This is a genomic window from Streptomyces aureus (genome assembly GCF_001418135.1).
GTDB classification, from domain to species: Bacteria; Actinomycetota; Actinomycetes; order Streptomycetales; family Streptomycetaceae; genus Streptomyces; species Streptomyces aureus_A.
In genome coordinates this window covers 1-14,594 of the sequence record NZ_LIPQ01000068.1, presented here as the reverse complement: position 1 = coordinate 14,594, position 14,594 = coordinate 1, and the positions used below count along the sequence as shown (strand labels likewise).

General features: G+C 71.8%; 13 protein-coding genes. 12 read left to right on the top strand and 1 reads right to left on the bottom strand.

Annotated elements, in window-relative coordinates; translation table 11 throughout:
• Together AOK00_RS07395 and rpsD are read left to right on the top strand one after the other, a co-directional pair.
• Nucleotides 1-567 (top strand): HNH endonuclease family protein (locus AOK00_RS07395; protein WP_055599505.1); only part of this gene is annotated, 567 nt, incomplete at its 5' end.
• 354 nt (nt 568-921) lie between these two features.
• Nucleotides 922-1,536, top strand: coding sequence for a 30S ribosomal protein S4 (gene rpsD / locus AOK00_RS07390; protein WP_024758279.1), 615 nt, complete (start codon nt 922-924; stop codon nt 1,534-1,536).
• A gap of 49 nt (nt 1,537-1,585) precedes the next feature.
• On the opposite strand, the gene AOK00_RS07385 is transcribed toward rpsD, so the two are convergent.
• Entirely contained in the window at nt 1,586-3,868 is a 2,283-nt protein-coding gene (locus AOK00_RS07385; RefSeq protein WP_055599504.1) for an ATP-binding protein, read from the bottom strand.
• 158 nt (nt 3,869-4,026) lie between these two features.
• Here AOK00_RS07385 and AOK00_RS07380 point away from each other — a divergent pair, with 158 nt between their 5' ends.
• From AOK00_RS07380 to aroQ, 10 genes are all read left to right on the top strand, one after another.
• Nucleotides 4,027-4,464 carry a DUF948 domain-containing protein gene (locus tag AOK00_RS07380; protein WP_055599503.1) on the top strand — a complete coding sequence of 146 codons (438 nt, stop codon included), beginning with the start codon at nt 4,027-4,029 and terminating at the stop codon, nt 4,462-4,464.
• Nucleotides 4,465-4,470: 6 nt separating this feature from the next.
• A complete protein-coding gene (locus tag AOK00_RS07375) occupies nt 4,471-4,824 on the top strand; it encodes a DUF6167 family protein (RefSeq protein WP_055599502.1) in 354 nt (117 codons plus the stop codon).
• Nucleotides 4,824-7,493: an alanine--tRNA ligase gene (alaS, locus tag AOK00_RS07370; RefSeq protein ID WP_055599501.1), complete on the top strand. Its 2,670-nt coding sequence runs from the start codon at nt 4,824-4,826 to the stop codon at nt 7,491-7,493. Before AOK00_RS07375 ends, alaS begins: the two co-directional genes overlap by 1 nt.
• Nucleotides 7,494-7,495: 2 nt before the next feature.
• Nucleotides 7,496-7,960, top strand: a complete 465-nt coding sequence (ruvX, locus tag AOK00_RS07365) for a Holliday junction resolvase RuvX (protein ID WP_030316278.1) — start codon at nt 7,496-7,498, stop codon at nt 7,958-7,960.
• Between the two features lie 102 nt (nt 7,961-8,062).
• Nucleotides 8,063-9,898 (top strand): endolytic transglycosylase MltG, encoded by a 1,836-nt coding sequence (mltG, locus tag AOK00_RS07360; RefSeq protein WP_055599500.1) that lies wholly within the window; start codon nt 8,063-8,065, stop codon nt 9,896-9,898.
• 2 nt (nt 9,899-9,900) lie between these two features.
• Nucleotides 9,901-10,728, top strand: a complete 828-nt coding sequence (locus tag AOK00_RS07355) for a shikimate dehydrogenase (RefSeq protein ID WP_055599499.1) — start codon at nt 9,901-9,903, stop codon at nt 10,726-10,728.
• A 268-nt stretch (nt 10,729-10,996) separates the two neighbouring features.
• Nucleotides 10,997-12,181, top strand: coding sequence for a chorismate synthase (gene aroC, locus AOK00_RS07350; RefSeq protein WP_055599498.1), 1,185 nt, complete (start codon nt 10,997-10,999; stop codon nt 12,179-12,181).
• Complete coding sequence (locus AOK00_RS07345) at nt 12,178-12,699, top strand: shikimate kinase (protein WP_055599497.1); 522 nt, start codon at nt 12,178-12,180, stop codon at nt 12,697-12,699. Before aroC ends, AOK00_RS07345 begins: the two co-directional genes overlap by 4 nt.
• Nucleotides 12,696-13,793, top strand: coding sequence for a 3-dehydroquinate synthase (aroB, locus tag AOK00_RS07340; protein ID WP_055599496.1), 1,098 nt, complete (start codon nt 12,696-12,698; stop codon nt 13,791-13,793). The genes AOK00_RS07345 and aroB overlap by 4 nt, the downstream gene beginning before the upstream one ends.
• A complete protein-coding gene (gene aroQ / locus AOK00_RS07335; RefSeq protein WP_030316291.1) occupies nt 13,790-14,236 on the top strand; it encodes a type II 3-dehydroquinate dehydratase in 447 nt (148 codons plus the stop codon). The genes aroB and aroQ overlap by 4 nt, the downstream gene beginning before the upstream one ends.
• The last annotated feature ends 358 nt before the right edge of the window (nt 14,237-14,594 follow it).

Here is a 14,594-nt window from a genome sequence, read left to right as displayed (position 1 = left end):
GTCCCCGCCCGGGCGAGGACCCAGCTCGCCGCCCTCAGGGTCGCCTGGGGCGAGAACCGGCGGACGTACGAGCGCGCGAAGTTCGGGAACGGCTGGTCCGACGAGACCGACGCCCCCGGCGGGCGCAACGGCTGTGACACCCGGGACGACGTGCTGCACCGGGACCTCGACGACGTCCGGCTCGGCGACCGGAACCCGTGCGTCGTGCTGTCCGGCGTCCTGCACGACCCGTACACGGGCGAGGCCCTGCCCTACTCGTACCGCGAGGCCTCGGAGATCCAGACCGACCACGTCGTCGCGCTCGGCGCGGCCTGGCGCGCCGGCGCCTGGGCGTGGACGCCCGAGCGGCGGCTGACGTACGCCAACGACCTGGACGTGCTGCTCGCCACCGACAAGCAGACGAACCACGACAAGAGCAGCAGGACCCCGGACAGGTGGCGGCCGCCGAGGAGCGCGTACTGGTGCGAGTACGGTCGGCGCTGGACCGGCATCAAGGCGAAGTACGGCCTCACGGTGTCCCCACCGGAGAAGAAGGCGGTCCGGGAGCTCCTGGACACCTGCGGCTGAGGCGGCCGGAGCGCGTGCGAGGGAGTCCGGCGGACCCGGTACACTGGTCGGGATTGCTGCGTCCCGTGTCCGGCTCCGGTCGGCACCACCAGAACGGGACAGTCAGCCGGAGACCCGGCCCTCGGGCGGGGTTTCCAGGAGCGTCGCGCACCTTCGAAGGTGTCGCGTGCCACCCACCACCACCCGGATCCCGGGAGCGGCGGTGGGTCGTTCGCGTGCTGCACGTATGTGCCCAGACCTGGGAGCGGCTGCCCGGCAGGTCCGTCCCGTACGGACCCGGCGGGTTTCCCGGCTGCGGATGCGACCTCCCCTAACCCTGGTGAAGCCGTTTCGTACCAGTAGAGAGGTTGGTTCATGCCGAACCAGTCCCGTCCCAAGGTCAAGAAGTCGCGTGCCCTCGGCATCGCGCTGACCCCGAAGGCTGTCAAGTACTTCGAGGCCCGCCCCTACCCGCCGGGCGAGCACGGCCGTGGCCGCAAGCAGAACTCGGACTACAAGGTCCGTCTGCTCGAGAAGCAGCGTCTGCGCGCCCAGTACGACATCAGCGAGCGCCAGATGGCGCGCGCCTACGACCGTGCCAAGAAGGCCGAGGGCAAGACGGGCGAGGCGCTGGTCGTCGAGCTCGAGCGTCGCCTCGACGCCCTGGTCCTGCGTTCGGGCATCGCCCGCACCATCTACCAGGCCCGTCAGATGGTCGTCCACGGCCACATCCAGGTCAACGGTGGCAAGGTCGACAAGCCGTCGTTCCGCGTCCGTCCCGACGACGTCGTGATGGTCCGCGAGCGCAGCCGCACCAAGCCGCTGTTCGAGGTCGCCCGTGAGGGTGGCTTCGCCGCCGACGGTGAGACCCCGCGCTACCTGCAGGTCAACCTGAAGGCCCTGGCCTTCCGCCTCGACCGCGACCCGAACCGCAAGGAAATCCCGGTCATCTGCGACGAGCAGCTGGTCGTCGAGTACTACGCCCGCTGATGCGGTCCCCCGGCGGAAGCCGGGGGAAGTAGTACCACCCCCGCGGTGTTCAGCCCGCCGCTTCCCCGCCCTTTCCGGTGGGGGAGCCGGCGGGCTTCCGCGTTCCCGGGACCGCCGAGGTGCCGGCGGTACGGAACGGACGCGGTGCGGACTCCTCCGCCGGGACGCCCACGGCGGGATTCCGGCCGGCCACGAGCGCGCGCTCCACCGCCTCCGCAGCCGAGAGCCCCTGACCCGCCCGGAACGCGGAGCCGTACGCCTCCGCACCGAGCGCCTCCTCGGCCCGCCGCTCGCACAGCGACCTCGGCACGCCGAACGCCTCCGAGCCGAAGAGCCGGACACCCACCGTGTCCCACACCGGGACCGCCGCCCCCTGGAGGACCGCGGCCTCCTCCGCGTCGCCCTCGCTCACCGTCACCAGGGCGAGCAGTTCGATCGCCAGGACGAGGCCCACGAGATCACGGAAGCTGTCGTTGATCGACACGCACTCCGTGAGCAGCTCCCGCGCCTCCCCGAACGAGCCCCGGGTCCAGGCCAGATACCCCAGCACATAGAGGGCGTACGCCCGGGCCCACAGCTCGCCCCGCTCCTCGCAGACCTCCCTGACCTCCCGGGAGAGCGCGCCCGCCCCCTCCTGGTCGCCCCGGAAGGCCCGCGCCATCGCCAGCTCGATCTGCGCCATCAGCACATTGCTGTTCAGCTCGCCGAGTTCCCGGTACGCGTCGAGCGCCCGCCCGATCAGTTCCTCGGCCCGCGGCATGTCGTCCGTGAGCAGCGCCAGACAGCCCATCCGGTGCGTCGCGTACGCCTCCGCCAGCGCGTTCCGCGAGGACCGCGCCCGCTCACCGCACTCGTGGAGCGCCGCCACCGCCGCCGTGCCGTCGCCCTGCAGCACCGCCACGTACCCGAGCACCCACAGCGCCTTGAGCCGCGCCTCCTCGTGACCGGATTCGAGCGCCAGTGCCCGGTCCAGCCAGTGCCGGCCCTCCGAGAGACGCCCGCAGCCCACCCACGCGAACCAGAGCGTGCCCGCCAGGTGCTGGGCGAGATGCGCGTCCTCCGGCAGTTCAAGACAGAGTTCGAGGGCCGCCCGCAGATGCGGCAGCGCCGCCTCCGTCAGGGCCGCCACCTCGGGCTGGCGCGGGCTGAACCACTCCAGCTCGCACCAGGTGGCCAGGCCCATGTACCAGTCGCGGTGCCGCCGCCGCATCCGCTCCGTGTCGTCGAGCGCGGCGAGCCACTCGGCCCCGTACGCCGAGACCGTGTCGAGCATCCGGTACGCGGGACCGGCAGGGGTGTCCTCCCGGGTGAGCAACGACTGCGCGAGCAACCCGCCGAGCAGATCCAGGATCCGCTCCGGCGGCAGCTCCGGGCCGCCGCAGACGTACTCCACCGCCTCCAGGTCGAAGGGGCCGGGGAAGACAGAGAGCCGCGCCCAGAGGAGACGTTCCTCCGGGGTGCACAGCTCATGGCTCCAGCCGATGGCGGTGCGCAGCGTCTGATGGCGGGGGAGTGCACCGCGCGCGCCGTCCGTGAGGAGCCGGAAGCGGTCGTCGAGGCGGTCCAGCATCTGCTCGACGGAGAGCAGTGGCAGCCGCCCGGCCGCCAGTTCGAGGGCGAGCGGAATCCCGTCGAGGCGCCGGCACAACTCCCGTACGGCGTCCCGGCCGCCGGCCCGGGCCGGGTCCCCGGCCGGACCTCCCGGGACTCCGGGCCGGGCCGCGGCCGTGCCCGGGCGGACGGGCGCGCCTGTCAGCGTCGGAACCCCGTGGAGAGCGCCGGCCCCCGCCCCCGGCAGGCTCGGCGCGCCCGCCTCCGCCGCCCGCTCCGCGAGCAGCGTCATCGCGTCCGCCTCGCCCAGCGGCGCCAGCGGGAACACGGCCTCGCCGGCCACCCGCAGGGGCCGCCGGCCGACCGCGAGGACGGTGAGCCCGGGAGCGTGCCGCAACAGTTCCCGCACCAGTGGCGCGCAGTGCTCCACGAGGTGCTCGAAACCGTCCACGACCAGCAACGTCCGCCGCTCCGCGAGGTGCTCGACGAGCGCCTCGCGCGGGGGCCGGGGGGTGTGGTCGGTCAGGCCGAGCGCCTCGACCAGGGCGTACTCGATCAGATCGGGGTCGCGCAGCGGCGCGAGCTCGGCGAGCCGTACCCCGTCGCTGTAGCGTTTCTGCGCCGCCGCGGCGGCCCTCAGGGCGAGCCTGGTCTTGCCGACCCCGCCCATGCCCACGACCGTGACCAGGCGGGACGCTTCGAGGAGCGCCGTCAGTGCGGCCTGCTCGGTGGTCCGTCCGACGAACCGGTTGAGCTCCGCCGGGAGATTGCTCCGTCGCATGGGACACGGAGCGTACTCACCCGCACGCTCTCCGTACAATCGGTTCCGGTAACTCCCGTCTCACAGGCGGTAATGCGGTACGGGGCGACAGCCCGGGCGCGATAGGGTCGGGGGACGACTTTCAGCAAGGGCCCAACGACAGCAGAGAGCGGTGCAGAGTGACCGGTGGAGAGGTTGCCGGGATCCTGGTGGCCGTCTTCTGGGCGATCCTGGTCTCCTTCCTCGCCGTGGTTCTGGTGAGGCTGGCGCAGACGCTCAGGGCGACCACCAAGATGGTGGCGGACGTGACCGAGCAGGCCGTTCCCCTGCTGGCCGACGCCTCCGCGACCGTCCGCTCGGCACAGACCCAGCTCGACCGGGTCGACGCCATCGCCTCGGACGTCCAGGAGGTCACCTCCAACGCCTCCGCGCTCTCCTCCACCGTCGCCTCCACCTTCGGCGGCCCGCTCGTCAAGGTCGCGGCCTTCGGGTACGGGGTGCGCAAGGCGCTGGGCCGCGGCGGGGACGGCGCGGACGTGCCGCGGACCTCCTCGCGACGTACTGTGATCGTCGGCCGTACCGTGCCGTCCTCGCGACGCCGGAAGCAGAAGGGCTGAGCCGCGATGTTCCGCCGCACGTTCTGGTTCACGGCCGGCGCAGCCGCCGGCGTGTGGGCCACCACCAAGGTCAACCGGAAGCTGAAGCAGCTGACCCCCGAGAGCCTCGCGGCCCAGGCGGCGAACAAGGCGATCGAGACCGGCCACCGCCTCAAGGACTTCGCCCTCGACGTGAGGGCGGGCATGGTCCAGCGGGAGGCCGAACTGGAGGAGGCGCTCGGCCTCGACGCACCCGCCGAGCCGGGCCCGGCCCAGGCCCGGGAGCTTCCGGAGCCGCGCCGCCGGGGCGAACTCGGCCCCACCCCGTACACCACGCATTCAATTCCCACGATCTCGTACAACCGGAATGAGGACCACTGATGGAGTCGGCTGAAATCCGCCGCCGCTGGCTGAGCTTCTTCGAGGAGCGCGGGCACACCGTCGTCCCTTCGGCGTCGCTCATCGCGGACGACCCGACTCTGCTGCTCGTCCCCGCCGGCATGGTGCCCTTCAAGCCCTACTTCCTGGGCGAGGTCAAGCCGCCCTTCACGCGCGCGTCCAGCGTGCAGAAGTGCGTGCGCACGCCGGACATCGAAGAGGTCGGCAAGACGACCCGCCACGGCACGTTCTTCCAGATGTGCGGCAACTTCTCCTTCGGCGACTACTTCAAGGAAGGCGCCATCAAGCTCGCCTGGGAGCTGCTCACCACCCCGGTGGAGCACGGCGGCTACGGGCTTGAGCCGGAGAAGCTCTGGATCACCGTCTACCAGGAGGACGACGAGGCCGAGCAGATCTGGCGCGACGTCGTCGGCGTCCCCGCCGAGCGCATCCAGCGCCTCGGCAAGAAGGACAACTACTGGTCCATGGGCGTCCCCGGCCCCTGCGGCCCGTGCTCCGAGATCAACTACGACCGCGGCCCCGAGTTCGGCGTCGAGGGCGGCCCGGCCGTCAACGACGAGCGCTACGTGGAGATCTGGAACCTGGTCTTCATGCAGTACGAGCGCGGCGAGGGCACCGGGAAGGACGACTTCCCGATCCTCGGCGAGCTGCCCTCGAAGAACATCGACACGGGCCTCGGTCTCGAGCGCCTGGCGATGATCCTCCAGGGCGTCCAGAACATGTACGAGACGGACACCCTCCAGGTCGTCATCGACAAGGCCACCGAGCTCACCGGCGTCGCCTACGGCAAGGCCCACGACAGCGACGTCTCGCTGCGCGTGGTCGCCGACCACATGCGTACGTCCGTCATGCTCATCGGTGACGGCGTCACCCCCGGCAACGAGGGCCGCGGCTACGTGCTGCGCCGCATCATGCGCCGCGCCGTCCGCAACATGCGCCTGCTCGGCGCCACCGGCCCGGTCGTCCAGGACCTCGTCGACACCGTGATCAACACGATGGGCGAGCAGTACCCGGAGCTGGTCACCGACCGCAAGCGGATCGAGACGGTCGCCCTCGCCGAAGAGGCCGCCTTCCTCAAGGCCCTGAAGGGCGGCACCAACATCCTCGACACCGCCGTCACCGAGACCAAGGCCGCCGGCGGCACGGTCCTCTCCGGCGACAAGGCGTTCCTGCTCCACGACACCTGGGGCTTCCCGATCGACCTCACCCTGGAGATGGCCTCCGAGCAGGGCCTCTCCGTGGACGAGGACGGCTTCCGCCGTCTGATGAAGGAACAGCGGGACCGCGCCAAGGCCGACGCCAAGGCGAAGAAGACCGGCCACGCCGACATGACCTCGTACCGGGAGATCGCCGACAGCAACGGCGCCACCGAGTTCACGGGCTACACCAACACGGAGGGCGAGACCACGGTCGTCGGTCTCCTCGTCAACGGTGTCTCCTCGCCGGCCGCCTCCGAGGGCGACGAGGTCGAGGTCGTCCTCGACCGCACCCCCTTCTACGCCGAGGGCGGCGGTCAGATCGCCGACCAGGGCCGGATCAAGCTGCACAGCGGTGCGGTCATCGAGATCCGTGACGTCCAGCAGCCCGTTCCCGGTGTCTCCGTGCACAAGGGTTCCGTGCAGGTCGGCGAGGTGACCGTGGGCGCCACCGCCTACGCCTCCATCGACGTGCGCCGCCGCCGGGCCATCGCCCGCGCCCACTCGGCCACCCACCTGACCCACCAGGCGCTGCGCGACGCCCTCGGCCCGACGGCCGCCCAGGCCGGTTCCGAGAACCAGCCCGGCCGCTTCCGCTTCGACTTCGGCTCGCCGAACGCCGTCCCCGGCGCCGTCCTCACCGATGTCGAGCAGAAGATCAACGAGGTCCTCTCGCGCGAGCTGGAGGTCCACGCCGAGGTCATGCCGATCAACGAGGCCAAGCGCCAGGGCGCCATCGCCGAGTTCGGCGAGAAGTACGGCGAGCAGGTCCGCGTCGTCACCATCGGCGACTTCTCCAAGGAGCTGTGCGGCGGTACGCACGTCGGCAACACCGCCCAGCTGGGCCTGGTGAAGCTGCTCGGCGAGTCCTCCATCGGCTCCGGCGTGCGCCGTATCGAGGCCCTCGTGGGTGTCGACGCCTACAACTTCCTCGCCCGTGAGCACACGGTCGTCGCCCAGCTCCAGGAGCTGGTCAAGGGCCGTCCGGAGGAGCTGCCGGAGAAGATCTCCGCCATGCTCGGCAAGCTGAAGGACGCCGAGAAGGAGATCGAGAAGTTCCGCGCGGAGAAGGTCCTCCAGGCCGCCGCCGGTCTCGTCGACTCCGCCCAGGACATCCGCGGCCTCGCCCTCGTCACCGGCCAGGTCCAGGACGGCACCGGCGCCGACGACCTGCGCAAGCTGGTCCTCGACATCCGTGGCCGCTTCCCGTCCGACCGCCCGGCCGTGGTCGCCCTGTTCACCACGGCCAACGGCAAGCCGCTCACGGTCATCGCCACCAACGAGGCCGCCCGCGAGCGCGGCCTCAAGGCCGGCGAGCTGGTCCGCACGGCCGCCAAGACCCTCGGCGGCGGTGGCGGCGGCAAGCCGGACGTCGCCCAGGGCGGCGGTACGAACCCGCAGGCCGTCGGCGAGGCCATCGCCGCCGTCGAGCGTCTCGTGGTGGAGACGGCGTGACGATGCGTCGCGGCCGCCGGATCGCGGTGGACGTCGGGGACGCCCGGATCGGGGTCGCCTCGTGCGACCCCGACGGGGTCCTCGCCACGCCGGTGGAGACCGTGCCGGGGCGCGACGTCCCGGCCGCCCACCGGCGGCTCCGCCAGATCGTCGAGGAGTACGAGCCGATCGAGGTCGTCGTGGGCCTGCCCCGCTCGCTCAGCGGGCGGGAGGGGCCGGCCGCGACCAAGGTCCGTGCTTTCGCCGGGGAGATGGCCAAGGGCATCGCCCCGGTGCCGGTCCGGCTGGTCGACGAGCGGATGACCACGGTCACCGCGACCCAGGGGCTGAGGGCGTCCGGAGTGAAGGCCAAGAAGGGGAGGTCCGTCATCGATCAGGCCGCCGCTGTGATCATCCTTCAGAACGCTCTTGAGTCCGAACGGGTATCAGGTAATCCGCCCGGTGAGGGCGTCGAAGTGGTCATCTGATCGCGATACGGTAACGTTCCGCGCGATGCGGCGGTGTTCGAACAGCTGCCGCACTACGTAGAGGCGGATCGTCCGGAAGCCTCGCGGCTGTTTTGGGGATCGATGACTGAGTATGGCCGGAGCCCCGGCTCCGAACCGTGGCACCCCGGGGACCCGCTGTTCGGGGACCAGGGGTGGGAGGGCCAGCAGCAGCACTACCCGCACCCGCAGCAGGCAAACCAGTACGGCCAGGGCGCTCACGGCTACCAGGACCCGTACGGGCAGGGCGGCCAGACCGGTCAGGTTCCGCAGGCGTACGAGGGCGACCCGTACCAGCAGAACCACCAGCAGCAGCATGCGCAGCAGCAGTACCAGCAGCCGCAGGGGTACGTGGATCCGCAGGCGCAGTACCAGCAGCAGGCGCAGCAGCATGCCGCGCAGCAGCAGTACCAGCAGGCGTACGAACAGCAGCAGCAGCAACAACAACAGCAGCAGTACGGGTCGGGGTACCAGAGCCAGGGCGGGTACGACACGCCCGGGCACCTCGGACAGCAGTACGACGGCAACTGGGAGACGGGCCAGGCGGCGATGCCGTACGGCGGGACTCCGGCCGATCCGTACGGCGGCCAGAACCCCGACCTGTACGGCACGCCCGAGGCGTACCCCCCGCCCCAGCCTCCCGGCCGCCGGCAGAACCCGCCGGAGCCGGTGATCGACTGGGCGCCGGAGGAAGAGGCCCGCCCGGAGCCGGAGGAGGAGAAGCACCCCTTCTTCACCGGCGAGGAAGGCCCGGACGACGACGAGTACGACGAGTACGACGAGGAGCCGGGCCGCGGCCGGGGCTCCCGCGGCGGCGACCGCGAACGCCGGAGCAAGGCGAACAAGCGCAAGGGCAAGAACGGCGTGGCCTGCCTGGTCGTCGCACTCGTCCTCGCGGGCGGCGTCGGCGGCGTCGGCTACTTCGGCTACCAGTTCTGGCAGGGCCAGTTCGGCGCGGCGGAGGACTACGCGGGTGGTGGCTCGGGCGAGGTCCAGGTCGAGATCCCGAAGGGCGCGCTGGGCAACGAGATCGGCAACATCCTGAAGAAGGCGGGCGTCGTCAAGAGCGTCGACGCCTTCGTGTCCGCGCAGCAGAAGAACCCCAAGGGCATCTCGATCCAGGCGGGCGTGTACACGCTCAAGAAGGAGATGTCGGCCGACAGCGCGGTGACGCTGATGCTGAACCCGGCCAGCCAGGCCAACCTGATCATCCCCGAGGGCAAGCGGAACGCCTGGGTCTACGAAAAGCTCGATGAGCGTCTCGACCTCAAGCCGGGCACCACGAAGGACGTCGCGCTCGCGAAGGCGGACAGCCTGGGCCTCCCGGAATGGGCCAAGAAGCACCCCGACATCAAGGATCCGCTGGAAGGATTCCTCTTCCCGGCGAGCTACCCGGTCGGAAAGGGCAGCAAGCCCGAGGACGCGCTGCGCAAGATGGTCGCGCGCGCGAACCAGGAGTACGCGAAGCTTGAGCTCGACGCGAGGGCGAAGGGGCTCGGCGTCAAGGGACCGTGGGAACTCCTCACCATCGCGAGCCTGGTCCAGGCCGAGGGCAAGACGCACGAGGACTTCCGCAAGATGTCCGAGGTGATCTACAACCGCCTCGCGCCGGACAACCGCGAGACGTTCCAGTTGCTGCAGTTCGACTCGACCCTCAACTACTTGAAGGGGCAGAGCGAGATCAAGATCTCCGAGAAGGAGACCCAGACCAACACCGACCCGTACAACACGTACAAGCACAAGGGTCTGCCGCCCGGTCCGATCAGCAACCCCGGCAACGACGCCCTCGCCGCCATGCTCGACCCGACGAAGGACGGCTGGATCTACTTCGTCGCCACCGACGGCATGAGCAAGACCGAATTCGCCAAGACGCTCGCCGAGCACCAGAAGCTCGTCGACAAGTTCAACGCGGGGAGCTGACGATGACCCTGTCGCGCCGCGCGGCCGTCCTCGGATCGCCGATCGCGCACTCGCTCTCCCCGGTCCTGCACCGGGCCGCGTACACGGCCCTCGGCCTCGACGACTGGTCGTACGACCGGTTCGAGGTCGACGAGGCCGGGCTGCCCGGCTTCGTCGGCGAGCTGGACGGCAGCTGGGCCGGGCTGTCGCTGACCATGCCGCTCAAGCGGGCGATCATCCCGCTGCTCGACGGGATCAGCGACACGGCCGCCTCGGTCGAGGCCGTGAACACGGTCGTCTTCCGCGAGGACGGTCGCCGGGTCGGTGACAACACCGACATCCCCGGCATGCTCGCCGCCCTGCGGGAGCGGGGCGTCGAGAAGGTGGAGTCGGCGGCGGTCCTCGGGGCCGGCGCCACCGCCTCCTCCGCGCTCGCCGCGCTCGCCCGGATCTGCGCCGGACCCGTCACCGCGTACGTGCGCAGCGAGGCGCGGGCCGAGGAGATGCGCGGCTGGGGCGAGCGGCTCGGTGTGGAGGTCCGTACGGCCGCCTGGGACGACGCGGCGGAGGCCTTCGCCTCCCCGCTGGTCGTCGCGACCACCCCCGCCGGTACGACGAACGCCCTCGCGGGTGCCGTCCCCGACGCCGTGGGCACCCTCTTCGACGTCCTGTACGACCCCTGGCCGACGGCGCTCGCCGCGGCCTGGTCCGACCGCGGCGGCAAGGTGGTCGGCGGACTCGACCTCCTCGTCCACCAGGCCGTCCTCCAGGTCGAGCAGATGACCGGTGTCCCCAGGGCGCCCCTCGCGGCGATGCGCGTGGCGGGGGAGCGGGCCCTGGCGGCCCGTTAGGACCAGCGCGCGTTCCCACGGGCGGGCGCGCGGCGGGAGACCGTCGCGGGGCCCGGCCGGGCGGTCGGGAGGCCGCCCAGGCCGGCTCATGACCCGGCCGAGAACGCCGGGGAACGCCGAGAACGTCCAGAACGGCGGGATCCGCGTCCGACAGCTGGACCGGAGGACGGGTTCGTCCCGCGGACGTGGGAGGATCAGGGATGGCGGGCCAGGGCCGCGCACCCGGTCGCGCCGTCGCAGTACCCAGGCGCGAGCATGAGGAGCATCGTTGAGCAGGTTGCGTTGGCTGACCGCTGGGGAATCCCACGGACCCGCGCTGGTCGCGACACTGGAGGGCCTTCCCGCCGGTGTCCCGGTCACCACTGAGCTGGTGGCGGACCACCTCGCGCGGCGACGCCTCGGCTATGGGCGCGGCGCCCGGATGAAGTTCGAGCAGGACGAGATCACCTTCCTGGGCGGAGTCCGGCACGGGCTCTCCCTCGGTTCACCGATCGCCGTCATGGTCGGCAACACCGAGTGGCCCAAGTGGGAGAAGGTCATGGCGGCCGACCCGGTCGACCCCTCCGAGCTCAAGGAGACGGGCCGCAACGCCCCCCTGACCCGGCCGCGTCCCGGTCACGCCGACCTCGCCGGCATGCAGAAGTACGGCTTCGACGAGGCCCGGCCCATCCTGGAGCGCGCCAGCGCCCGGGAGACCGCCGCCCGTGTCGCCCTCGGCGCGATCGCCCGCTCCTTCATCAAGGAGACCGCGGGCATCGAGATCGTCTCGCACGTCGTCGAACTGGCCGGGGCGAAGGCGCCGTACGGCGTGTACCCGACCCCCGCCGACGTCGAGAAGCTCGACGCCGACCCGGTCCGCTGCCTCGACGCCGACGCGTCGAAGGCGATGGTCGCCGAGATCGACCAGGCCCACAAGGACGGCGACACCCTCGGTGGCGTCGTCGAGGTGCTGGCGTACGGCGTTCCCGTCGGCCTCGGCTCCCACGTCCACTGGGACCGGCGTCTCGACGCGCGGCTCGCCGCCGCCCTCATGGGCATCCAGGCCATCAAGGGCGTCGAGGTCGGCGACGGCTTCGAGCTGGCCCGCGTGCCCGGGTCCAAGGCCCACGACGAGATCGTGAAGACCGAGGACGGCCTCAAGCGCACCTCCGGCCGCTCCGGCGGCACCGAGGGCGGCCTGACCACCGGCGAGCTGCTGCGGGTCCGCGCGGCGATGAAGCCCATCGCGACCGTGCCGCGCGCCCTCGCCACCGTCGACGTCGCCACCGGCGAGGCCACCCAGGCCCACCACCAGCGCTCCGACGTCTGCGCCGTCCCCGCGGCCGGCATCGTGGCCGAGGCCATGGTCGCGCTGGTCCTCGCGGACGCCGTCGTCGAGAAGTTCGGCGGCGACAGCGTCCCGGAGACCCGCCGCAACGTGCGGTCGTACCTCGAGAACCTGCGCATCCGGTGACCGGCGGTCCCCTGGTCGTCCTCGTCGGGCCCATGGGCTCCGGCAAGTCCACGGTGGGCGCGCTCCTGGCCGAACGGCTCGGCGCGCCCTACCGGGACACCGACGCCGACATCGTCGCCGCCGAGGGCCGAGAGATCTCCGACATCTTCGTCGAGGACGGCGAGGAGCACTTCCGCGCCCTGGAGCGGGACGCGGTCGCCGCGGCCCTCGCCGGGCACGAGGGCGTCCTCGCCCTCGGCGGTGGCGCGATCCTCGACGCCGGAACCCGCGCCCTGCTCGCCGGGCTGCCCGTCGCGTACCTCTCGATGGACGTCGACGAGGCGGTCCGGCGCGTCGGCCTCAACACCGCGCGCCCGCTGCTCGCCGTCAATCCGCGCCGTCAGTGGCGCGAGCTGATGGAGGCGCGCCGCCATCTGTACACCGAAGTCGCGCGGGCCGTCGTCGCCACCGACGACCGCACCCCCGAAGAGGTCGCGGACGCGGTCCTCGCGGCACTGGATCTGAAGAAGGACGCATGACGACGGACCAGGAAGTCACCCGAATCCACGTCGCGGGCAGCGCCGGCACGGATCCGTACGAGGTGCTGGTCGGCCGGCAGCTGCTGGGCGAGCTCCCGGCCCTCATCGGCGACCAGGCCAAGCGGGTCGCCGTGATCCACCCGGAGGCGCTCGCCGACACCGGTGAGGCGCTCCGCGCGGACCTCGCCGAGCAGGGCTACGAGGCGGTCGCCATCCAGGTGCCGAACGCAGAGGAGGCGAAGACCGTCGAGGTCGCCGCCTACTGCTGGAAGGCGCTCGGCCAGACCGGCTTCACCCGCAGCGACGTCATCGTGGGCGTCGGCGGCGGCGCCACCACCGACCTGGCCGGCTTCGTCGCCGCGAGCTGGCTGCGTGGCGTCCGCTGGATCGCCGTACCGACCACCGTCCTCGCGATGGTCGACGCGGCCGTCGGCGGGAAGACGGGCATCAACACCGCCGAGGGCAAGAACCTCGTCGGCGCCTTCCACCCGCCCGCCGGGGTCCTCTGCGACCTGGCCGCGCTCGACTCGCTGCCGGTGCACGACTACGTCAGCGGCCTCGCGGAGATCATCAAGGCCGGCTTCATCGTCGACCCGGTGATCCTCGACCTCATCGAGGAGGATCCGCAGGCGGCCCGTACGCCCGCCGGTCCCCACACCGCCGAGCTGCTCGTCCGCTCGATCAGGGTCAAGGCCGAGGTCGTCTCCGGCGACCTCAAGGAGTCCGGCCGCCGCGAGATCCTCAACTACGGCCACACCCTCGCCCACGCGATCGAGAAGAACGAGCGGTACAAGTGGCGCCACGGCGCCGCCGTCTCCGTCGGCATGGTCTTCGCCGCCGAGCTCGGCCGCCTCGCCGGGCGCCTCGACGACGCCACCGCCGACCGGCACCGGGCGATCCTGGAGTCCGTCGGGCTGCCGCTCACCTACCGCGGCGACCAGTGGCCCAAGCTCCTCGAGACCATGCGGGTGGACAAGAAGTCCCGCGGTGACCTGCTGCGCTTCATCGTGCTCGACGGGATCGGCAAGCCGACCGTCCTCGAGGGCCCCGACCCGGCGGTCCTGATCGCCGCGTACGGCGAGGTGTCCGCGTGAGCGAGCCCCGTCCCGTTCTGGTGCTCAACGGCCCCAACCTGGGCAGGCTCGGCTCCCGCGAGCCCGACATCTACGGCGCCACCTCCTACAAGGGGCTCGTCGAGTCCTGCAGGACCCTCGGTGCGGAGCTCGGCTTCGACGTCGAGGTGCGGGAGACGAACGACGAGGGCGAGATGATCCGCTGGCTGCACGAGGCGGCGGACCGCTCGATCCCGGTGGTGATCAACCCGGGTGCGTTCACGCACTACTCGTACGGGATGCGGGACGCGGCCGCCCAGCGGACCGCGCCGCTGATCGAGGTCCACATCTCGAACCCGTACGCCCGGGAGGAGTTCCGGCACACCTCGGTCGTCGCGGCCGTGGCGACCGGGACGGTCGCCGGGTTCGGGATCGGTTCCTACCGGCTGGCGCTGCGGGCGCTCGCCGAGGAACTGACGGGCTGACAGGGCACCAGGGGGAGCCCCCGGCCGTTCCCCCTGTGGGGGCCGGGGGCGGTAACGTTCCGGCGCACCGGATACACCGGCTACAACAGGCGTACGAGACGGAGTGGGACCGGATGCAGCACGCAGTGGGGGGTCCGCTGCCACCGCCGGAGCGACCGGGCCGGGCGACCGGCCCCGGCACCGGCCCGGGACTCGTTCCCGATTCCGCCTCCGCGCCCGGGGGCGCCCCCGGGCCCGGCACCGGCCCGGGACCCGGAGCCGGGACCGGCGCGGCGGCCGGACCCGTGTCCGCCGCGGCCGGCGCCGCCCCGGGAGGGCGGCCGCCGATACCGCCGCCTCCGCCCGGCACCCCGTACCA